Raw genomic sequence first — 21,289 nt, 5'->3', positions numbered from 1 at the left:
ACACTACTTGCCACCCGGCAGCACGAAGCCCACCCGGTCGTAGACGTCGCGCAGCGTCGCCTCGGCGACCACGGACGCCTTGGCCGCCCCCTCGGCCAGGACCGAGTCGAGGTGGGCCCGGTCCTCGAGCAGCTCGAAGGTGCGGTCGCGGAAGGGGGTCACGAACTCCACCACGACCTCGGCCAGCTCCTTCTTGAGATCGCCGTACCCGCGCCCGGCGAAGCGCTCCTCCAGCTCGGCGACGGTGGCCCCCGACAGGGCGGAGTGGATCGTGAGCAGGTTGGAGACTCCGGGCTTCTCGGCCACGTCGAAGCGGATCTCGGCCTCGGAGTCGGTCACCGCCGACCGGATCTTCTTCGCGCTGACCGCCGGCTCGTCCAGCATCTCGATGATCCCGTTGGGCGAGGAGGCGGACTTCGACATCTTGGCCGTCGGCTCCTGGAGGTCGGTGATCTTGGCCGTCTCCTTGAGGATGAACGGCTCGGGCAACCGGAAGGTCTTCTTGTAGCGGTGGTTGAAGCGCTGCGCGAGGTCCCGGGTGAGCTCGAGGTGCTGACGCTGGTCCTCGCCCACCGGGACGTACTGCGGGCGGTAGAGCAGGATGTCACCGGCCATCAGGATCGGGTAGGTGAACAGCCCGACGCTGGCTGCTCCCTCCCCCGCCTTGGCGGACTTGTCCTTGAACTGCGTCATCCGCCGCGCCTCGCCGAAGCCGGTCAGGCACTGCAGCACCCAGCCGAGCTGGGCGTGGGCCGGGACCTGGCTCTGCACGAAGATCGCCGAACGCGCCGGGTCGATCCCCATTGCCAGCAGCTGGGCGGCGGCCCGACGGGTGCGCTCGCGCAGCACCTTGGGCTCCTGCTCCACGGTGATGGCGTGCTGGTCGGCGATGAAGAAGAACGGCTCGTACTCGTCCTGCAGGTCCACCCACTGCCGCAGCGCGCCCAGGTAGTTGCCGAAGTGGAACGAGTCGGCCGTCGGCTGGATGCCGGACAGGACTCGGGGGCGGGCGGTCGAGGCGGTGGACATGTCAACCATTCTCTCAGGCCGAGGCCAGCCCCGCTCGCCGAGGTTCACCTCAACGCCGTGCGGCGCCGCTCCCCCACGTGCAGGCGGGCCGAGAGCCCCAGCACCACCAGTCCGAGCATCGACAGCCCGAAGCCGACCACCGCCGGTGCCCGGTAGCCCCAGCCCGCAGCGATGACCAGGCCGCCGAGCCACGCACCCAGCGCGTTGGCGAGGTTGAGCGAGGCGTGGTTCATCGCCGCCCCGATGGTCTGCGCGTCCCCCGCGACGTCCATCAGGCGCAGCTGGAGGTTCACCACCAGCACCGACCCGGTCGCGGTGATGCCGAAGACCACGGGCAGCGTCCACCAGCCGGCGGGAGCCGCCAGCGCGAAGACCAGCAGCAGCAGCCCCTGCCCGCCGCCGCCGATGAAGAGCGAGCGGAAGACCGACCAGGCCGCGAGCTCGCCGGCCAACCAGGTCCCCGCCACCATGCCCAGGCCGAAGGCCAGCAGGAAGACCGGCGCGGCCGACTCCGGGAGGCCGCCCACCTCGGTCAGCGTCGGCACGACGTAGGTGTAGACCGCGAACATGCCGCCGAACCCGATGGCCCCGGCCACCAGGGTGAGGAGCACCTGGGGATCCCCGAGGGCACGCAGCTCGCGACGCCAGGAGGCGGAGGGATCACCGGGCCGGGTGGGCACGAAGGCCGTCACCAGCGCCAGCGTGACCAGGGCCAGCGCCGCCACCAGCCAGTACGCCGAGCGCCAGCCGAGATTCTGTCCCAGCCAGGTGGCCGCGGGGACCCCGGCCACGTTGGCGAACGACAGCCCGAGCATGACCTTGGCCACCGCCCGGCCCTGCCTGCCGGGTCTGGCCAGGCTCGCCGCCAGGAGGGAGGCCACGCCGAAGAAGGCACCGTGCGGCAGGCCGGAGACGAAACGGGCCGCCAGCAGCCCCGGGTAGGAAGTGACCACCGCGGTGGCGGCGTTGCCGAGCGCGAAGAGCGTCATCAGGCCGATCAGCACCGCGCGCCGGGGCCAGCCGGAGCCGAGGAACGCGATCGCCGGCGCGCCGACGACCACGCCCACGGCGTAGGCGGAGATGGCGTGTCCTGCGGAGGGGATGGAGACGTCGACGCCGCGGGCCACCTGGGGCAGCAGGCCCATCGAGACGAACTCGGTGGTGCCGATGGCGAACCCGCCCATCGCGAGCGCCAAGATGGCCAGCCCCACGTGCGCGCCCCGCGGCCCACGGGTCCGCGCGTCTGTGGAGTCGGAGAGGGGCGTCATGGCAGTCACGAGGGTGCAGCGCCGGGGACCGGGTCCACTATTCCTCGGGCCCGCCGAGGGTGCGGACGCGACAGCGGCGCCGCCGACCAGAGGCCGGCGGCGCCGCGTGGGTGCTTCAGCTCAGGCGAGCGAGTCAAGCGCTGCGTTGAAGGTCGTCGAGGGGCGCATCACGGCCTCGGTCTTCTTCGCGTCGGGACGGTAGTAGCCCCCGATGTCCGCCGGGGAGCCCTGCACGGCGAGCAGCTCGTCCACGATCGCCTTCTCGTCGCGGCGCAACCGGGTGGCGAGGTCGTCGAAGGCAGCCGCCAGCTCGGAGTCCTCGGTCTGCTTCGCCAGCTCCTCGGCCCAGTAGAGCGCGAGGTAGAAGTGCGAGCCCCGGTTGTCGATCGTGCCCAGCTTGCGTCCCGGCGAGCGGTCCTCGTTGAGGAAGGTGCCGGTGGCGCGGTCGAGGGTGTCGGCCAGGATCTGGGCGCGGGCGTTGTCCGAGGTCTGCGCGAGGTGCTCGAAGCTGGCGGCCAGGGCGAAGAACTCACCCAGGCTGTCCCAGCGCAGGTAGTTCTCCTTGACCAGCTGCTGCACGTGCTTGGGGGCCGACCCGCCGGCACCGGTCTCGAAGAGGCCGCCACCGTTCATCAGCGGCACGATCGAGAGCATCTTGGCGCTGGTGCCCAGCTCCAGGATCGGGAACAGGTCGGTGTTGTAGTCGCGCAGCACGTTGCCGGTCACCGAGATGGTGTCCAGCCCCTGACGGATCCGCTCCAGCGAGAACGCGGTCGCCTCGGCCGGCGCCATCACCCGGATGTCCAACCCCTCGATGTCGTGCTCGGGCAGGTACTGGTTGACCTTCGCGATCAGGTTCGCGTCGTGCGCCCGACGCTCGTCCAGCCAGAAGATGGCGGGCACGCCCGTGGCGCGGGCCCGGGTCACGGCCAGCTTGACCCAGTCGCGGATCGGCTCGTCCTTGGTCTGGCAGGCACGCCAGATGTCGCCGGCCTCGACGGCGTGCTCGATCAGCACGTCGCCGGCGGCGTTGAGGACCCGCACGGTGCCGGCGGCGGTGAGCTCGAAGGTCTTGTCGTGGGAGCCGTACTCCTCGGCGGCCTTGGCCATCAGGCCCACGTTGGGCACCGAGCCCATGGTGGAGGGGTCGAAGGCGCCGTGGGCGCGGCAGTCGTCGATGACCGTCTGGTAGACGCCGGCGTAGGAGGAGTCCGGGATCACCGCGAGCGTGTCCTGCTGCTTGCCCTCGGCGTTCCACATCTGGCCCGAGGTGCGGATCATCGCCGGCATGGAGGCGTCCACGATCACGTCGGAGGGGACGTGCAGGTTGGTGATGCCCTTGTCGGAGTCCACCATCGCCAGGGCGGGGCCGTCGGCGATGCCCTGCTCGATCGCGGCCCGGATGGCCGGACCGTCGGGCAACTTGTCCACCGCAGCCATCACGGCACCGAGTCCGTCGTTGGGGCTGATCCCCGCCGCTGCCAGCTGCTCGCCGTACTGCTCGAAGACGGCGGGGAAGAACACGCGCACCACGTGGCCGAAGATGATCGGGTCGGAGACCTTCATCATGGTGGCCTTGAGGTGCACCGAGAACAGCACGCCCTCCTCCTTGGCGCGGGCGACCTGCTCGGCCAGGAAGGCGTCCAGGGCGCGAGCGCTCATGAAGGTGCCGTCGACGACCTCACCGGCCAGCACGGCGAGGCCGTCCTTGAGGACGGTGGTGGTGCCGTCGGCGGCGACGTGCTCGATGCGCAGGGTGTCCGCGGCGTCCAGCACCACCGACTTCTCGTTGGAGGCGAAGTCGTCGTGGCCCATCGTCGCCACGTTCGTCTTGGAGTCGCTGCTCCAGGCACCCATCGAGTGCGGGTGCGCCTTCGCGTAGTTCTTCACCGAGGACGGCGCGCGGCGGTCGGAGTTGCCCTCGCGCAGCACGGGGTTGACCGCGGAGCCCTTGATGCGGTCGTAGCGGGCTCGGGTCTCGCGCTCCTCGTCGGTGGAGGGCGCCTCGGGGTAGTCGGGGATGTCGAAACCCTGGGACTGCAGCTCGGTGACCGCGGCCTTGAGCTGCGGGATCGAGGCGCTGATGTTGGGCAGCTTGATGATGTTGGCCTCGGGCTTGGTGGCCAGCTGGCCCAGCTCGGCGAGAGCGTCGTCCAGGCGCTGCTCGGCGGTCAGGTTCTCGCCGAAGGCCGCGATGATCCGCCCAGCCAGGGAGATGTCGCGGGTCTCCACGTCCACACCAGCAGTCCGCGCGAAAGCCGAGATGATGGGGAGGAAGGAGTACGTCGCCAGCAGCGGCGCCTCGTCGGTGTGGGTGTAGATGATCTTGGCCATGATGGCAGCGACTCCTGTGTCGGAAGGTCCGGATGGATTGCTTGACGTCAAGATACCTGACTGGGCATTCCTAGCCTCGCACCCGATGTCGTGGGAGGCTAGGTCCATGACAGGGGAGAACATCGGGCCAGCGCCCGACACGACCGACCAGCCCACCGACGGCCAGCCCACACCCAGCCAGAAGGTCGCCGCCGAGCTCATCGGCACCTACGTCCTGGTCTTCTTCGGCTGCGGCACGGCGATGATGAGCCAGGGCAACTACGTGGCCACCGCGCTCGCGTTCGGGTTGGCGCTGCTGGTGATGGCTGCGGCCGTGGGCCGCATCTCCGGCGGGCACTTCAACCCGGCCGTGACCCTGGCCGCCGTGCTCGGTGGCCGCCTCGCCTGGCGCGAGGCCCCCGTCTACGTGTGCGCTCAGCTCGTCGGCGGCCTGCTGGCCGGCGCCAGCCTGCTCGGGATCATGATGGGCTTCCCGAACTACGACTTCGGTGACGGTCTGGGCCAGAACTTCTTCGGAGACCAGAGCCCCGGCGGTTTCGAGTGGTGGGCGGCACTGCTGCTGGAGACGCTGCTCACGATGATCTTCGTCTGGGTCATCCTCGGCGTCACCGACGCCCGCAACTCCGCGCTCGCCGGCCTCGCCCCGATCGCCATCGGCTTCGCCCTCGCGGTGATCCACCTGACCTCGATCGGCGCCACCGGCACCTCGGTCAACCCGGCTCGCTCCATCGGGGTCGGAGTCTTCGCCGGCGGCGACGCAGCCATGCAGCTGTGGCTCTTCGTGGTGGCTCCGCTGCTGGGCGGCGCGATCGGCGGCGCCACCTATGCGCTGCTCTTCGGCCAGGGCGGACAGCCCGTCCCCGGCTCCGGCCTCAAGCGCTCCCCGCGCCCGCAGCAGCCGGCGTACCCCGGCTACGGCCAGTCCGGTCCCGGGGCGTCCTGGGGTGGCGTCGCAGGTCAGCCCCACCCGGGCCAGGCCTACCCGCCCCAGCAGCCCGGCCAGCCCGGCCAGCCCGGTCAGCCAGGTCAGTCCGCCCAGTGGGGCACCCCCGGAGCACCGCAGTGGGGCGCTCCCGGTGACCAGGGCCAGCCCCCGGCTGCCCCGACGCAGACCCGCCAGCCGCAGCCCGGTGCCGGCGCGCCGCCCCAGTGGGGTCAACCGGCCCAGCCGGCCCAGCCGGGTTGGGGCATGCCGGATGACGACGACGGCCGGACGCAGATCCGTCCCGGCGGCTGATCCTCATCGGCGGCGGGCGACCAGCTCCTGGCGCCCGTCGCCGCCGACCTCAGTGCGCAGCACCTCCCCCACACCGCGGGCGTAGTCGACCTCCCACTCGCCCTCCCCGTCAGGTCCGGTCTCCAGGGTCCGCACCAGGTCGGTGTAGCGGCCCGTCGGCACGGACACCGCTGTCGGCGAGAACAGGACGCGCACCCGGTACTCGCCGGTGCCGGGCACCCGGGCGCGCACGAAGCCGTCCCCGACCCGAGGGGTCGCCGGCATCGCCAGCCCCGCCTCGGCACCCAGGGTCCCGGCCTGCCAGGTCCCCTGTTCTCCGAACGCCCAGACGTTGCCGTCCCGGTCCTGGGCATAGAGCTCCACCCGGGTCTCCAGCGCCTCGCCGCGGCGGTCCAGCAGCGTGGTGCGGACCGGCGTCGTCTCCACCCCGGCCACGACGCGGGTCTCCCGGAGCACCTCCACCAGCACCTCCACCGGTGCCGGCACCGACTCCCGGGCCCCTCCGCCCGGACGCTGCGGGACGGCGCCGGTGCCCGTCAGCTCCCGGGTCCAGCTGCCCCCGGGGACGAGCGGGAACCAGGGGTTGTCGACGCCGGGGACGAAGTCGTCGGGGTCCGGCGAGGGGGTGGGGATCACCAGCTGGTCCACGCCCGACGGCGGGCTGGTCCCAGGCGCGGAGCCGCAGCCGGTGCCGCCGGCGGCCACGACGAGCAGCCCGGCCAACGAGGCCGCGACCCGGTGACGATGCCTGCGCGCGCTGCTCACGTCGCTCAGCATGCCAGCGCGCGAACCCCGGCGGCGGTGCGGGTCGATCGGCGACTAGAGTCGAGGCGCAAACCACATTTTCGAAGTGAGTCACCCGTCGAGGAGTCCTCGTGTCAACCACTGCCCCGCTCAAGGTGGCCGTCACCGGTGCCGCCGGTCAGATCGGCTACAGCCTGCTCTTCCGTCTCGCCAGCGGCTCGCTGCTCGGCGCCGACCGCCCGATCCAGCTGCAGCTGCTCGAGATCGAGCCCGCCCTGAAGACCCTCGAGGGCGTCGTCATGGAGCTCGACGACTGCGCGTTCCCGACCCTGGCCGGCGTCGAGATCGGCTCCGACCCGGAGAAGATCTTCGACGGCGTCAACCTCGCCCTGCTCGTCGGTGCCCGCCCGCGCGGCCCCGGCATGGAGCGCGGCGACCTGCTCTCCGCCAACGGCGCCATCTTCACCGCCCAGGGCAAGGCCCTGAACGCGGTGGCCGCGGACGACGTACGCATCGGCGTGACCGGCAACCCGGCCAACACCAACGCGCTCATCGCGATGACGAACGCCCCCGACATCCCCAACGAGCGTTTCAGCGCGCTCACCCGTCTGGACCACAACCGGGCCATCTCCCAGCTGGCGGCCAAGACGGGCGCGAAGGTCACCGAAATCAAGAAGATGACCATCTGGGGCAACCACTCCGCCACCCAGTACCCCGACCTCTTCAACGCCGAGGTCGGCGGTCGCAACGCCGCCGAGGCCGTGGGCGACCAGGACTGGCTGGAGAACACCTTCATCCCGACCGTGGCCAAGCGTGGCGCGGCGATCATCGAGGCTCGGGGCTCCTCCTCGGCAGCCTCCGCCGCGTCGGCGACCATCGACGCCGCCCGCGACTGGCTGCTCGGCTCCGCCAAGGACGACTGGGTCTCCATGGCGGTCGCCTCGGACGGCTCCTACGGCGTGCCGGAGGGCCTGATCTCCTCGTTCCCGGTCACCACCTCCGGCGGCGACTGGTCGATCGTGCAGGGCCTCGAGGTCAACGAGTTCTCGCGCGGCAGGATCGACGCCTCGGTCGCCGAGCTCGAGGACGAGCGCAAGGCCGTCACGGAGCTCGGCCTCATCTGAGCCACGCTCCACCCACGACACGACGACCCGGCGGAGCTCTCCGCCGGGTCGTCGTGCGTCGCGCTGCCTAGGAGGGACGCGGCGGGTCGAGCACCTCGGCGAGACGGTCCGGGAAGTCGGTGATGATCCGGTCCGCCCCCACGGTGAGCGCGGCGCGGAACTGCGCCACGCTGTTGACCGTCCACACGCTGCTGGTCAACCCGCGGCGGCGTACCTCCGCGAGGCCGTCCCGGGTGCTGAGCGCGACGTTGGGATGGATCTCCTCGGCCCACGTCTGCCAGGCGTCCAGCTGGGCAGACGACGGAGCCATGAAGCTGAGCACGCCGACCGGTACGTCGGGGTGCGCGGTGGCGAACGTCTGGAGCCACGCGTGGTCGAAGGAGGAGAGGGTCAGCTTCCTGGCCGCGGCGACCGCACCCAGCGACCCGGTGGCCAGTTCCTCGGCCAGCACCTCGTCGACCTGCTCGTTGCTCGGCAATCCCGGATCCTTGACCTCCAGGACCAGGTGCGCGCGACCGGCGACCTCGGCGAGCACCTCGTCCAGCGTCGGGATCCGCTCGCCGGCGAAGGCGGGACCGAACCAGGACCCGGCGTCCAGGGTCTGCACCTCGGCCAGCGTGAAGTCGGCCAGGTTGTAGGGCGCCCGATCCGGGAAGAGCTCCTCCACGTTGGTGGTTCGGGCCAGGGACGTGTCGTGCAGGACGACCGGCTCGCGGTCCTTGGTCAGCTGGACATCGACCTCCATCGAGGTCACCCCCGAGGCCACGGACTGTCGGACCGCGGCCAGCGTCTGCTCGGGCGCGCTGCCGGCACCGGCCCTGTGGGCCACCAGGCCGGGGACCTTGTCCAGAGTGGTGCGGACCGGCTCGGTGGTCAGCGCGGGGACCCCGTTCCACTCCGCGGCGCTGACCCGGTACCAGGCCGGGTAGCCGGCCGCATCGACGCCCAGCGAGGCCGCGCCGGACCTGTCCGCGGCCCCGGGCGTCCCGAACGGCGCCCAGACGCCGTCCTCCTGGTAGATCTGCACGCTCAGCTCACGCCCGGCCCGGGCCGGCGTCAGCGAGGCGGCGTAGGTGAGCGGTGCACTGGTCACCAGCGAGGCGGGGGTGGCGCTCAGCTGCTGGGCGACCACCGGCAGCCGGAGCCTGGCGACCTTGAGCTGACGCTTGCCGACCTTGACGACTGTGCGCAGCCTGACCGTGCCCGAGGCGTTGGCCCGAGCACTGTAGGAGAAGGCGGCCTTGCCGCTCAGCGCCCGCTTGAGGCTCGTGGTGTCCACGGCGCGCCACCTCGAGCCGGCGCGGCGTTGCAGGACCAGCCGGGCCTTGCGACGCTCCTTGGCCGTGAGGCGCTTGACAGTCTTCGGCTTCGCCTTGGCGGTCAGCGTGATCGTCTCGCCCGCGATGAGGTTGCGCTGCGAGGCACGCAGCAGGGCCGAACCGGCGCCGGCGGCCTGGATCCCCTCAGCGCTGACGGATGCGGCGGCGGGCGGGGCTTGCGGCGCGGCGACGGCGGGGACGCCGTACGCGACCGGGGCCAGCACCAGGACGGAGAGAGCACCCACGAGTGACGTACGACGCGACAACAGAACCTCCAGGCAGGGAACGGGACCGGCGCGGGAATCCGCCGCCGGTCCCGCGATTGTGTCAGCGCAGATCGCTTGTCGCGCGGGGTTCGCACGACCTTCTTGGAGGGAGCGCCGCGGCGCCCGACCGTTTCTTGCTCAGGGCTGGTCGGGGATCGAGCTGGCCAGCACCACGAACGCCGCGCCCACCACGGTGAGCAGTACGGCGTCCATGCCCTTGTTGCGCACCGCCAGCATGCCGGCGTCCCGGGGGCCCAGCAGCAGCCGGACGGCGGCCGCCACCACGAGCACGCCACCGAAGATCCGGATCCCGGTGCGCCACGACCCCAGGACCGTCACGGTCAGGGCCACCGCCACCACCGCCAGGACCCCGAGGTAGAACGCACCGCCGATGGTGGAGGGGTAGGTGCGCTCCTCGATCGGCTCCGGCGCGGCGACCCCGTCCACCAGCGACTCCGCCGAGACCGGGGGGATGTCCTCGGCCGGCGTGACGATGCCCTCGGGGGGCGTGGGCTCCTCGGGACTCACCCTCGCCGCTCCCCCAGCTGCTGCTCCGCCATGGTGACCAGGTTCGACAGCAGCATGGCGCGGGTCATCGGGCCGACCCCTCCGGGATTCGGCGAGACCCAGTCGGCCACTTCCCAGACGCCCGCGGCCACGTCGCCAGCGATCTTCCCCTCGACCCTGGACACCCCCACGTCGAGCACCGCGGCGCCCGGCTTGACCATGTCGGCGGTGATGATGCCCGGGACCCCGGCCGCCGCGACCACGATGTCGGCTCCCCGCACGTGGGCCGCCAGGTCCACCGTGCCGGTGTGGCACAGAGTGACCGTGGCATTCTCCGAACGCCGGGTGAGCAGCAGGCCAAGGGGGCGTCCGACCGTGACTCCCCGGCCCACCACGACGACCTCGGCGCCGGCGATGGCCACGTCGTGCCGGCGCAGCAGCTCCACGATGCCGTGCGGGGTACAGGGCAACGGCGCCTCGTGCCCGAGCACCAGCCACCCCAGGTTGGTCGGGTGCAGTCCGTCGGCGTCCTTCGCGGGGTCGATCAGTCCCAGCACCCGGTTCTCGTCGCGCCCCCGCGGGAGCGGCAGCTGCACGATGTAGCCGGTGCACGCGGGGTCGGCGTTGAGCTGCAGGACCGCGTCCTCGATCTCCTGCTGGGAGGCGACCTCGGGCAGGTCGATGCGGATCGACTCGATGCCGACCTCCGCGCAGTCCTTGTGCTTGCCGTTGACGTACCACCGGGAGCCGGGGTCGTCCCCGACCAGGATGGTGCCGAGGCCGGGCTGCAGTCCCCGCTCGCGCAGTGCGGCGACGCGGACCTTGAGCTCGTCCTTGATCGCCGCCGCGGTGGCGGAGCCGTCGAGCTTGCGTGCGGTGCGTGTGGTCACGATGCTCAATCCTAGGATCAGTGGAAGAAGTGCCGGGTGCCGGTGAAGTACGTCGTGACCCCCGCGGCCGTCAGGGCCTCGATGACCTCGGGATCCCGCACCGAGCCGCCGGGGGCGACCAGGGCCCGCACGCCCGCGTCGATCAGGATCTGCGGGCCGTCGGCGAAGGGGAAGAAGGCGTCCGAGGCGGCCACCGAGCCGGCCGCCCGCTCGCCGGCGCGCTCCACGGCGAGCCGGCAGGAGTCGACGCGGTTGACCTGGCCCATGCCGACGCCGACCGAGGCGCCGCCGGAGGCGAGCAGGATCGCGTTGGACTTGACCGCCCGGCAGGCGCGCCACGCGAAGGCGAGGTCGGCCAGCACGTCGGCGTCCGCCGGCTCGCCGGCGACCAGGCGCCACGCCGTGGGATCGTCCCCGCCGTCGGCGACCACCGCGTCCAGCACGTCGCGCTGCTGCACCAGCAGGCCGCCGGAGATGGGGCGCGTCTCGACGCCGCCACGCGCCGGGGGCGCGCACTCCAGCAGCCGGATGTTCTTCTTCGCGCTCAGCACCTCCACGGCACCGTCCTCGTAGCCCGGGGCCACGACGACCTCGGTGAAGATCTCCGCGACCTGACGGGCCATCTCCACCGAGACGGGCACGTTGGTGGCGATCACCCCGCCGAACGCGGAGACCGGGTCGCAGTCGTGGGCCCGACGGTGCGCCTGGGCGATGTCGTCGCCGACCGCGATCCCGCACGGGTTGGCGTGCTTGATGATCGCCACGGCGGGGCGGTCGAAGTCGTACGCCGCCCGGCGGGCAGCGTCGGCGTCCACGTAGTTGTTGTAGGACATCTCCTTGCCGTGCAGCTGGCTGGCCTGGGCCAGGCCCGGTGCGGGCACGGAGCCGGCGGTGTAGAGGGCAGCCGCCTGGTGCGGGTTCTCGCCGTAGCGGAGCACCGACTGCTTCTCCCAGGTGGCACCGAGCCAGGCGGGGAAGCCGGTTCCGGCGCCGGAGTCGGTGAGCACGTTGCCCATCCAGCTCGCCACGGCCACGTCGTACGTCGCGGTGTGGACGAAGGCCTCCGCCGCGAGGCGCTGCCGCTCGGCCAGGGTGAAGCCGCCCTCGGCGACGGCGCGCAGCACGTCGGCGTACCGCTCGGGCGCGGTGACGATCGCCACCGACGGGTGGTTCTTGGCCGCGGCCCGCACCATCGAGGGCCCGCCGATGTCGATCTGCTCCACGCACTCATCCGGTCCGGCCCCGGACTCGACGGTCTGGCTGAACGGGTAGAGGTTGCAGACCACCAGGTCGAACGGCTCCACGCCCAGCTCCGCGAGCTGGGCGACGTGGGAGTCCAGGCGTCGGTCGGCCAGGATGCCGGCGTGCACCTTGGGGTGCAGCGTCTTGACCCGGCCGTCCAGGCACTCGGGGAACCCGGTCAGGTCCTCGACCTTGGTGACCGGCAGGCCCAGGCCCTCGATCAGCGCCGCCGAGCCGCCGGTCGAGACCAGCGCGACCCCGGCGTCGACGAGGCCGCGGACGAGCTCCTCGAGCCCGGACTTGTCGTAGACGGAGACGAGCGCTCGGCGGAGCGGGATGCGGTCGGACACGGTGCGGCTCACGGTGGGGACTCCTCGTGGGATGGCGGATACGAAGGAGGGCACCCAGGCGTTCGATGCCACTCGACGTCACTCCCTGGTGGTTGCCCACCTGCGCCAGTCGTGTGGCCCCAGCCTACTTCCCGGCAGATCCGTAGCGCACCTTGCGTCCGGTCACGACCAGACCCTCGCGGGCGATCCGCCCCACGGCCTCCACGAGCATCTCGCGCTCGGCGACCTTGATCCGCTCGTGCAGGCTCTCCACGTCGTCCTCGGGCTCCACCGGCACCGCACGCTGGGCGATGATCGGGCCGGTGTCCACGCCCGGGTCCACCACGAACAACGTGGCCCCGGCGACCTTGACCCCGTGCTCCAGTGCGTCGGCCGCGCCGTGCATGCCCGGGAAGGCGGGCAGCAGCGCCGGATGGGTGTTGACGTAGCGCCCCGGGAACCGGGCCAGGAACTCCGCGCCCGCCAGCTTCATGAAACCGGCCGAGACCACGAGATCGGGATCGAACGCCGCCACGGTGTCGGCCATCGCCCGGTCCCAGTCCTCGCGGGAGGTGAACTGGCTGACCTTGCGCACGAACGTCGGCACGCCGGCCCGCTCGGCCCGGGCCAGGCCCTCGATGTCGTCCCGGTCCGCACCGACCGCCACCACGCGGGCGCCGTACGACGGGTCGGCGCAGGCGTCGAGCAGAGCCTGCAGGTTGGTGCCGGCACCCGAGACGAGGACGACGAGTCGGGCTGGGCTGCTGGTGGCGGACACCCGCGGAGTCTAGGACTCCGGCGAGGCACCCTCGTCCGCCGGGACCGAGGTGCGGCGCTGCCACCAGGTGATCACCAGACCGCCGAGCAGGCCGCCCAGCCCGAGGGCGGTGACCGAGTGCACCAGGAGGTCCCCGCTGAAGACGCCCACCTCTCGCATCCGACCGGGGCCGGCCGCCCCGCCGGCCAGCGCCGCCAGCACGGTCAGGACCACCGCCGCCACGATCCCGCCGCCGCAGCCGCGCAGGGCGCCCTCGTCCCACCGCAGGGTCGGGCGACGACGTTGCAGCCGGACCACCGCCGCCGCGGCGACCAGGACCGGCACCCCCACGGTCAGGCCCCACCAGGAGCTGGGCGTGCCCGGGTCGGGCAGCGCCGCGAGCAGCGGCAGGACCGGCAGCGGCCCGAGCACGACTGCCGACGGCGAGACCAGCGTGCCGACGCCCACGGCGAACCCGGGGCCGACCAGGAAGGACCCTGCCAGCAGCACCGCGTTGGGCAGCAGGGCCAGGTTCACCAGACCCAGCAGGGTGGTCTCGCCCCCTGTGGTCCCGAGCTGCTCGACCATGTTGGCGGCCTCGCCGAAGCTGAGCGCGAACGCGACGACCAGCAGGGCGGCGGAGACGCCGAGCACCGAGAGCAGGATCGTCACCGCGGTGGCGGCGCCGTGCCGCACCGCCGGGGGCAGCGCCGCCGCCCACACCGCCCCGCGGCCCGAGCCGGCCGCGATGGCGGGCCCCGCCAGGCAGACGGTGAGCAGCAGCGACCAGGTGAGCAGCGCGCTGCGGTCCGGCTGCACCAGCGAGCCCGCGACGAGGCCGGCCGTGACGAGCGCGACCGTCGCGTAGCCGACACCGAAGCCGCCGGTGGCGACCGGCACGGTCCAGTCGCGCTCCCCGTCGGAGAGGCGGTGCACGTCCGGCCCGTGGCCCCACACCGACTCCCCCAGCCGCTGGGCCACCCGCCAGGTGGTCCAGCACGCGAAGACGGTGAGCCCCAGCGGCACCACCGTGACAGCCGCGCCCTGCACCGTCAGGCCGGAGCCGTGGGCCATCAGCCACGCCGTGGCACCGGCCCGCATGGCCTCGCGCGGCGGTCCGTGGACGCCGGCGTCGCTGAGGAACCACCCGACGAGCCCCAGCAACACGCACGCGAGGAGGGTGGCGCCTGCTGCCACGACCCCGGCGAGGAGGGCCAGCAGGAGCACCGGTCGGCGCGGGGGCGTCGGCGAGCCGTCGGCGGTTCCCGAGGCCCGCTGCAGGGTGGAGGTCAACAGCGAGGACATGACTCCACCATCATGACCCGCGGCGCAGCCGTGCCGGCGCAGCCACGCCGCACGACCGCAGCGCCCGGGCGCCGCGGCCCGCTCCCGCGCTCGCACGCCGTGTGTAGATCGCCACTTTGCCGTGTGCCACGGTGGCGCCCCACGTACGGTGGAACGGCCATGAGAAGCCCCGAAGAGTTCGACAACCTGTACAAGGACGTCCGCGACCGACTGCTGGTCGAGGCCTACGTCCTCACTGGCGACCAGCACGTCTCCCGTACCGCGGTCCGCGACGCCTTCACCGTCGCCTGGCACCACTGGGACAAGGTCCGCGGGGCCAGCGACCGGGAGGCCTGGTTGCGGCCCCTGGTCTGGAAGCGCGCCAAGCACCGGCACGCGGCCCGACCCTGGCACCGGGAGAAGGACCTCGACGAGGAGTCGAGCGCCACCCTGGAGGCTCTCAGCACCCTGTCCATGAACCAGCGCAAGGCGCTGGTGCTGACCCACTACTCCCCCGTCCCACTCGCCGAGATGGCCCGGGAGATCGGCCTTCCGCGCCAGCAGGCCCAGGCAGAGGCCGAGACCGCCGGCGCGGCCTTCGCCCTGGCCCGGCACACGACGCCGGAGTCGATCCCCGCACACCTGACGGCGCTGGGCTCGGCGATCGGCGACAACCGCTGGCCGCGCAGCTCCATCCTGCGCCGCGCGGGGACCACGCGGCGCCGGGCCCACACCGTCGTCGGAGTGCTGGCGACCACCGCGGCCGTGGTGCTCAGCGGCATGGTCGTGGCCCAGGGTGAGACTCCCGGCGCCACCCTCAGCGACCAGGGCTTCGAGCGCCGGGCCACCAAGGTGGAGGCGACCGCGGACGAGCCCGCGCTCACCGAGGAGATGCTGCTCACCCCCCGACAGGTACGACGGGTGGATCCGGGCCTGGCCTGGAGCGAGTCGGCCACCAGCACCAACACTGAGGGCAACGGCCTGGTGATGCCCTGCCAGGGCAACCGCTTCGCCGACGCCAAGGGCCTGGGAGCCATCGTCCGCACCTTCGAGGGCACCCAGAAGCCCCGGGGTTCGGGCAACAAGAAGAAGCAGCGGCAGCAGCCGCCCGCACGCACCGCGTCCGCGACCGAGTTCGTCGAGCTCTCCGCCAGCGAGGAGCAGGCCGCCGACGCGTACGCCGTGGCCCGCAGCTGGTTCGCCGGTTGCTCGACCGACCGGGTCCAGCTGATGAGCGTGCACGACCTCAAGGGGGTCGGCGACGAGGCCAGCCTCTTCACCCTCCGGTCCTGGCGCGGCCCGACCCGCACCATCCAGGTCGGCGTGGCCCGCTCCGGCCAGATGGTCACCACCGCGGTGGGCGACGTCGCCGGCATGCGCAGCAAGCCCCGGCCCGTCGCCTCGCTGCTGGCCGCCTCCGTCAACGCCCGGTGCGGCGCCGCCGGTGCCGGCGCCTGCGCCTCGCCGCCGAAGGCGCGGCCCACCAGCGTGCCGGTCGCGGGCAGCGTCCCCGGCATGCTCAGCGAGTTCGACCTGCCCCCCGTCACCCGCGCCAAGGGCCCCTGGGTGGGCACCGACCCGGCCAAGCCGCGGGTCAACGTGGCCTCGACCCGGTGCGACCGCACCGTGTTCATGGGCAAGGGCATCAAGAACAACCTGACCCGCACCTTCCTCTTCCCACAGGCGCGTCGCGCCGGCGAGTTCGGGCTGACCCAGACCGTGGCGACGATGCGCGGCGCACCGGCCGCGAGGAAGTTCGTCGGCGGGGTCCGGGACCGGGTCGACCGGTGCGCCAAGGAGGGCTTCGGCACCGACGTCACCCGGCTCGCCGGAAGCTCCTCGAAGAGCCGGGACCTGACGGTGTGGCGCCTGGAGCTGGAGGTCTCCGAGAACGAGTCCCTGGAGTTCCTGATGGCGATCATGCGTCAGGGCAGCACCGTGGCCCAGGTCGGCTTCGTGCCCGCCAGCGGGCTGAGCATGAGCCGCTCGGACTTCGTCTGGCTGGCTCGGCGCGCCCTGCAGCGGCTGCCCCGGCTGCAGCTGGAGACCCGGTAGTCGACCGCCGTCTCGACGCACGAGGAGACGCGGGCCGGGGGCGGCCGACTGGCTGCCATGATGGCGCCCGTGCCACGCTCCCGCCTCCTCCCGCCCTCCCCTGCCTCCGCCCTGCACCGGGCCTACCGTCGTAGCGGCGCCACCCTGCCCTTCGGGGACCCGCTCTCGGCCCACGGGGTGGCCATGGAGGGCTACTTCTGGCGTCTCACCGACCCTGGCACCGGCCGGGTGGTGATCGCCCTGAACGGCGTCAACCGCGACGCCGCCGGCGAGCACTGGGCCACCCTCGGCCTGGCGGGCCACCCGGGCGGGCACCTGCGGACCGTGGTGCACCCCCACGGGCACGCCAGCGAGCACGGCCTCGGGGCGAGCGCCGGCGACGCCTTCCGCGGCGGTCCCGACTCGCTGAGCGTCGACCTGGGCGCCGACTCGCGCCTGCAGGTGGGCATCTCCCAGCCCCGTCCCTGGCCCCGGCGAGCCGTCGGCGGCTCCAGCGTCTTCGGCTCCGTGCCGGCGCTCAACCAGTACTGGCACCCGTGGCTGCTCGGAGGCAAGGCGCACGGCACGGCGGTGCTCGGGGCCGAGTCGGTGGAGATCGAGGGCTGGGACGTGTACGGGGAGAAGAACTGGGGCAAGGGCGGCTTCCCCGACTCCTGGTGGTGGGGCCAGGCCCAGGGCTTCCAGGAGGAGTCCGTGTGCGTGGCCTTCGCCGGTGGCGAGGTGACCGCAGGCCCGCTGCGCACCACAGTGACCGCGCTGGTGGTGCTGCTGCCCGACGGCCGGCTGGTCCGGCTCGGCGACCCCGTGGTCTCTCCCGTCCGCGCCGAGGTCGCCGACGAGCACTGGTCCCTGCGGGGCCGCAGCGCCGCGTGGCAGATCGAGGTGGAGGGTCACGGCGCCCTCGGCAGCGCCCACGTGCTCCCGGTGCCGCTGCCGGTCGAGCGACGCAACGTGCCCGGAGCCATCGAGCACCTAGGGGCCACGATGACCGTGCGGGTGCGGCACCGTGGGCGCCTGGTGTGGAGTGGCGAGTCCCGCTCGGCCGCGCTGGAGCACGGCGGCATCGACCGGGCCCGCGCGGAGGTGCTGCGCCGCGGCGGTGCTGCGCACGACACCGAGGCCGCTCCCCTGCGCTGATCTGCGCCTCACTCTGGGCTCCCGGGACGACGTACGCCCCGGCCGCTGGGCGGCCGGGGCGTACGTCGAGGTGCTGGGGTGCTGGGATGCCTCAGAGGCTGGCGAGGATCTCCCGCATCAGGGCGGCGGTCTCCGACGGCGTCTTGCCGACCTTGACCCCGGCGGCCTCGAGGGCCTCCTTCTTCGCCTGGGCGGTGCCCGAGGAGCCCGACACGATGGCGCCGGCGTGGCCCATGGTCTTGCCCTCCGGAGCGGTGAAGCCGGCGACGTAGCCGACGACCGGCTTGGTCACGTGCTCCTTGATGTAGGCCGCGGCGCGCTCCTCGGCGTCTCCACCGATCTCGCCGATCATCACGATCGCCTTGGTCTCGGGGTCGTTCTCGAACGCCTCGAGCGCATCGATGTGCGTGGTGCCGATGACCGGGTCTCCACCGATGCCGATGGCGGTGGTGAAGCCGTAGTCCTTCAGCTCGTACATCATCTGGTAGGTCAGGGTGCCGGACTTCGAGACCAAGCCGACCGGGCCCTTGCCCGCGATGGTGTGCGGGGTGATGCCGGCCAGCGACTCACCGGGGGTGATGATGCCCGGGCAGTTGGGGCCGATCATCCGGGTGGCCTTGCCCTCGAGGTAGGCGAAGACCTCGGCGGTGTCCTGCACCGGGACGCCTTCGGTGATGACCACGAGCAGCTCGATCCCGGCGTCGATGGCCTCGATGCAGGCGTCCTTGGTGAACGCCGGCGGCACGAAGACGACCGAGACGTTGGCGCCGGTCTTGGCCATCGCCTCCTCGACGTTGCCGAAGACCGGAAGGTCCTGGCCGCCGAGCTCGACCGACGTGCCGGCCTTGCGGGCGTTGACGCCGCCGACGATGTTGGAGCCGGCCTGGACCATCAGGGTGGTGTGCTTGGAGCCCATACCGCCCGTCATGCCCTGGACGATGATCTTGGAGTCCTTGTTCAGGTAGATAGACATTGTTGTTCCGTGCTCCGTATCAGGCGTTCGCCAGCTCGGCGGCCTTGTCGGCCGCGCCGTCCATGGTGTCGACGAGGGTCACCAGCGGGTGGTTGGCCTCGTTCAGGATGCGTCGGCCCTCGTCGACGTTGTTGCCGTCGAGACGGACGACCAGCGGCTTGGAGGCCTCGGAACCGAGGATCTCCAGGGCGCCGACGATGCCGTTGGCGACCTCATCGCACGCGGTGATGCCGCCGAAGACGTTGACGAAGACGCTCTTGACCTGAGGGTCGTTGAGGATGACGTCGAGACCGTCGGCCATCACCTGGGCGTTGGCGCCGCCCCCGATGTCGAGGAAGTTGGCCGGGGTGACCCCGCCGTGCTTCTCGCCGGCGTAGGCGACCACGTCGAGGGTGGACATGACCAGGCCCGCGCCGTTGCCGATGATGCCCACGGCACCGTCGAGCTTGACGTAGTTCAGGCCCTTGTCCTTGGCCTTCGCCTCGAGCGGGTCCTCCTCGTCGCGGATCACGAACACCTGGTGGTCCTCGTGACGGAACTCGGCGTTCTCGTCGAGGGAGACCTTGCCGTCGAGAGCCTCGAGCTTGTCGCCCTCCAGGCGCGCCAGCGGGTTGACCTCGACCAGGGTCGCGTCCTCGGTGACGTAGACCTGCCACAGCGCCTGGACCATCTCGATGGCCTGGTCGCGCAGCTCGGCGGGGAACTTGGCCTCGTCCACGATGGCCGCGGCCTTCTCGGGCGTGACGCCCTCGATCGCGTCGATCCGGATCTGGCGCACGGCCTCGGGGTTGGTCTTGGCGACCTCCTCGATCTCCACACCGCCCTCGACGCTGGCGATGCACAGGTGCGAGCGGTTGGCCCGGTCCAGCAGGAAGGAGAAGTAGTACTCCTCCACCGGCGGGGTCGCGGGGGTGACCAGGACCCGGTTGACGGTCAGTCCCTTGATCTCCATGCCCAAGATGTTCTTGGCGTACTCGAAGGCCTCGTCCGGCGTCTTGGCCAGCTTGACACCGCCGGCCTTGCCACGACCTCCGGCCTTGACCTGCGCCTTGACGACGGTCACGCCGCCGAGCTGCTCGGCTGCGGCCTTGGCCTCTTCAGCGGTCTCGACAACGACGCCGAGCGTCGTGGTCACACCGTGCTTGGCGAAGAGTTCCTTCGCCTGGTATTCCATCAGGTCCACGATCCACCCAATCCTTTATGAGGTTCGCGAGCGCGCGGGGCAGCCCCGAGCGTTCGCCGGGGGGGCGCGTTCCGGTCAGTCAGCCTAAACCCGCTGACGCAGGGTCGGGCAGCCCGGGGTCTCCGCGTGGACACCGTTGCCGCAGCGCCCCTGCCCAGGACAGTGCTTGGCTGGGCAGGTGCCGACCGTCATGTGGTTCCGCCGGGACCTGAGACTCAGCGACCATCCCGCCCTCCTCGCGGCCCTGGAGCAGAGCGGTTCCGCGGTCGCCCTGTTCGTGCTGGATCCCCGGCTGATGGGGCGCGCTGGGCCGGTACGCCGGGCCTGGCTGGCCGCCAACCTGCTGGCGCTCGACGAGCGGACCGGTGGCCGGCTCGTCGTCCGCCGGGGTGATCCGGCCGAGGTGGTGCCCGAGGTCGTCGCGGAGGTGGAGGCCGACCAGGTGCACGTCTCGGCGGAGACCACGCCGTACGGGGCGGCGCGGGACGCCGCCGTCGCGGGCGCCCTGGCCGGGCTGGGGCACCGGAGCGGCCGGCCGGCCGCGCTGCGCGCCACCGGGTCGCCGTACGCCGTGGGCCCGGGGCTGGTGCGCAAGGGCGATGACGAGCCCTACCGGGTGTTCACCCCCTTCGCCCGAGCCTGGCGCGAGCACGGCTGGGCGGCTCCCGCGGCGAGTCCCGAGGCCCCCGGCTTCGTGGAGCTGGCGAGCACGCCCGGGGCCCGGGACGCGCTGGTCCAGGCCGCCGCCGATGCCGTTGCGGACCTGCCCGAGGCCGGCGAGGAAGCCGCCTGGCGCCGGTGGCACACGTTCCGCGACGGCGCGCTGGGCGACTACCAGCGGGGGCGGGACCGCCCGGACCTCGACGGCACCTCGCGCCTGTCGGCCTACCTGAGCCTGGGAGTGCTGCACCCCCGCTCCCTGCTCGCCGACCTTCCCGACGACGGGGACCCCGGCGGTGGCGCCGAGGCGTTCGTCTCCGAGCTGGCGTGGCGGGAGTTCTACGCCGACGTCCTGCACCACCGACCGGACTCTGCCTGGCGGGACCTGCGGCCCAGCCTGGCGGGCCTGCGCTACTCCGAGGAGGCCGACGCGGTGGAGGCCTGGCGCACCGGCACCACGGGCTACCCGGTCGTCGACGCGGGGATGCGCCAGCTCCTGGCCCAGGGGTGGATGCACAACCGGCTCCGGATGATCACCGCGAGCTTCCTGACCAAGGACCTGCACGTGTGGTGGCCGGTGGGCGCCCGGCACTTCCTGCGGCACCTCGCGGACGCCGACCTGGCCTCGAACAACCACGGCTGGCAGTGGGTGGCCGGCACCGGGACCGACGCCTCCCCCTACTTCCGGGTCTTCAACCCCGTCTCCCAGGGCAGGAAGTTCGACCCCGCCGGCGACTACGTACGCCGTTGGGTCCCCGAGCTCCGGCACCTGCCGGGGCGTGCCGCCCACGAGCCGTGGGAGCACGAGGAGGGCTATGCCCACGGCTACCCCGCCCGCATCGTCGACCACGCCGACGAGCGGCGCGAGGCACTGGCTCGCTACGCGGCGGCGCGGGGCGACACGGGACCCGGCTCCCGGCCCGGGCGCGGCGAGTGGTGAATTGAGCCACA

At 72.4% G+C, this 21,289-nt stretch carries 17 protein-coding genes; 5 read left to right on the top strand and 12 right to left on the bottom strand.

Going from position 1 to position 21,289, the window contains the following annotated elements:
- Positions 1–3: 3 nt before the first annotated feature.
- From trpS to C5H89_RS05380, 3 genes are all read right to left on the bottom strand, one after another.
- Entirely contained in the window at positions 4–1,038 is a 1,035-nt protein-coding gene (trpS, locus tag C5H89_RS05390; protein WP_199286686.1) for a tryptophan--tRNA ligase, read from the bottom strand.
- A gap of 35 nt (positions 1,039–1,073) precedes the next feature.
- Positions 1,074–2,297, bottom strand: a complete 1,224-nt coding sequence (locus tag C5H89_RS05385; protein ID WP_104106020.1) for an MFS transporter — start codon at positions 2,295–2,297, stop codon at positions 1,074–1,076.
- 120 nt (positions 2,298–2,417) lie between these two features.
- Complete coding sequence (locus tag C5H89_RS05380) at positions 2,418–4,631, bottom strand: NADP-dependent isocitrate dehydrogenase (RefSeq protein ID WP_104106019.1); 2,214 nt, start codon at positions 4,629–4,631, stop codon at positions 2,418–2,420.
- Positions 4,632–4,737: 106 nt separating this feature from the next.
- Between C5H89_RS05380 and C5H89_RS19325 the strand changes: the two genes are divergently transcribed.
- Positions 4,738–5,868, top strand: a complete 1,131-nt coding sequence (locus C5H89_RS19325; protein WP_104106018.1) for an aquaporin — start codon at positions 4,738–4,740, stop codon at positions 5,866–5,868.
- Between the two features lie 3 nt (positions 5,869–5,871).
- Here the strand turns inward: C5H89_RS19325 and C5H89_RS05370 are convergent, their stop codons facing one another.
- Complete coding sequence (locus C5H89_RS05370) at positions 5,872–6,633, bottom strand: hypothetical protein (RefSeq protein ID WP_162799219.1); 762 nt, start codon at positions 6,631–6,633, stop codon at positions 5,872–5,874.
- A 110-nt stretch (positions 6,634–6,743) separates the two neighbouring features.
- Here C5H89_RS05370 and C5H89_RS05365 point away from each other — a divergent pair, with 110 nt between their 5' ends.
- Positions 6,744–7,736: a malate dehydrogenase gene (locus C5H89_RS05365; RefSeq protein WP_104106016.1), complete on the top strand. Its 993-nt coding sequence runs from the start codon at positions 6,744–6,746 to the stop codon at positions 7,734–7,736.
- A 67-nt stretch (positions 7,737–7,803) separates the two neighbouring features.
- Here C5H89_RS05365 and C5H89_RS05360 read toward each other — a convergent pair whose 3' ends face one another.
- The 6 genes from C5H89_RS05360 to C5H89_RS05335 all read right to left on the bottom strand — a co-directional run bounded on the left by C5H89_RS05360 (position 7,804) and on the right by C5H89_RS05335 (position 14,351).
- Complete coding sequence (locus C5H89_RS05360) at positions 7,804–9,300, bottom strand: glycerophosphodiester phosphodiesterase family protein (RefSeq protein ID WP_162799218.1); 1,497 nt, start codon at positions 9,298–9,300, stop codon at positions 7,804–7,806.
- Between the two features lie 159 nt (positions 9,301–9,459).
- A complete protein-coding gene (locus C5H89_RS05355) occupies positions 9,460–9,849 on the bottom strand; it encodes a DUF3017 domain-containing protein (protein ID WP_162799217.1) in 390 nt (129 codons plus the stop codon).
- Positions 9,846–10,718 (bottom strand): bifunctional methylenetetrahydrofolate dehydrogenase/methenyltetrahydrofolate cyclohydrolase, encoded by an 873-nt coding sequence (locus C5H89_RS05350; RefSeq protein ID WP_104106014.1) that lies wholly within the window; start codon positions 10,716–10,718, stop codon positions 9,846–9,848. Before C5H89_RS05350 ends, C5H89_RS05355 begins: the two co-directional genes overlap by 4 nt.
- Positions 10,719–10,735: 17 nt before the next feature.
- Positions 10,736–12,310, bottom strand: a complete 1,575-nt coding sequence (gene purH / locus C5H89_RS05345; protein ID WP_104106093.1) for a bifunctional phosphoribosylaminoimidazolecarboxamide formyltransferase/IMP cyclohydrolase — start codon at positions 12,308–12,310, stop codon at positions 10,736–10,738.
- Positions 12,311–12,434: 124 nt separating this feature from the next.
- Positions 12,435–13,067 carry a phosphoribosylglycinamide formyltransferase gene (purN, locus tag C5H89_RS05340; protein WP_104106013.1) on the bottom strand — a complete coding sequence of 211 codons (633 nt, stop codon included), beginning with the start codon at positions 13,065–13,067 and terminating at the stop codon, positions 12,435–12,437.
- Between the two features lie 9 nt (positions 13,068–13,076).
- Positions 13,077–14,351, bottom strand: a complete 1,275-nt coding sequence (locus C5H89_RS05335; protein ID WP_104106012.1) for a DUF6350 family protein — start codon at positions 14,349–14,351, stop codon at positions 13,077–13,079.
- A gap of 159 nt (positions 14,352–14,510) precedes the next feature.
- Between C5H89_RS05335 and C5H89_RS05330 the strand changes: the two genes are divergently transcribed.
- Together C5H89_RS05330 and C5H89_RS05325 are read left to right on the top strand one after the other, a co-directional pair.
- Positions 14,511–16,385, top strand: coding sequence for a sigma-70 family RNA polymerase sigma factor (locus C5H89_RS05330; protein WP_104106011.1), 1,875 nt, complete (start codon positions 14,511–14,513; stop codon positions 16,383–16,385).
- Between the two features lie 69 nt (positions 16,386–16,454).
- Positions 16,455–17,522, top strand: coding sequence for a tocopherol cyclase family protein (locus tag C5H89_RS05325; RefSeq protein ID WP_205304868.1), 1,068 nt, complete (start codon positions 16,455–16,457; stop codon positions 17,520–17,522).
- Between the two features lie 91 nt (positions 17,523–17,613).
- Here the strand turns inward: C5H89_RS05325 and sucD are convergent, their stop codons facing one another.
- Together sucD and sucC are read right to left on the bottom strand one after the other, a co-directional pair.
- Positions 17,614–18,495: a succinate--CoA ligase subunit alpha gene (sucD, locus tag C5H89_RS05320; protein ID WP_104106010.1), complete on the bottom strand. Its 882-nt coding sequence runs from the start codon at positions 18,493–18,495 to the stop codon at positions 17,614–17,616.
- Positions 18,496–18,514: 19 nt separating this feature from the next.
- The gene (gene sucC, locus C5H89_RS05315; RefSeq protein ID WP_104106009.1) at positions 18,515–19,678 is read right to left on the bottom strand and encodes an ADP-forming succinate--CoA ligase subunit beta; all 1,164 of its coding nucleotides are present in this window, start codon (positions 19,676–19,678) and stop codon (positions 18,515–18,517) included.
- Positions 19,679–19,856: 178 nt separating this feature from the next.
- On the opposite strand from sucC, the gene C5H89_RS05310 reads away from it, so the two are divergent.
- Positions 19,857–21,278 (top strand): deoxyribodipyrimidine photo-lyase, encoded by a 1,422-nt coding sequence (locus C5H89_RS05310; protein ID WP_240181718.1) that lies wholly within the window; start codon positions 19,857–19,859, stop codon positions 21,276–21,278.
- The last annotated feature ends 11 nt before the right edge of the window (positions 21,279–21,289 follow it).

The sequence above is a fragment of the Nocardioides sp. 616 genome, from assembly GCF_002930065.1.
Taxonomy (GTDB): domain Bacteria; phylum Actinomycetota; class Actinomycetes; order Propionibacteriales; family Nocardioidaceae; genus Nocardioides; species Nocardioides houyundeii.
Note: the sequence above shows the minus strand (reverse complement) of the source record. Positions and strands in the feature narration are given on the sequence as shown.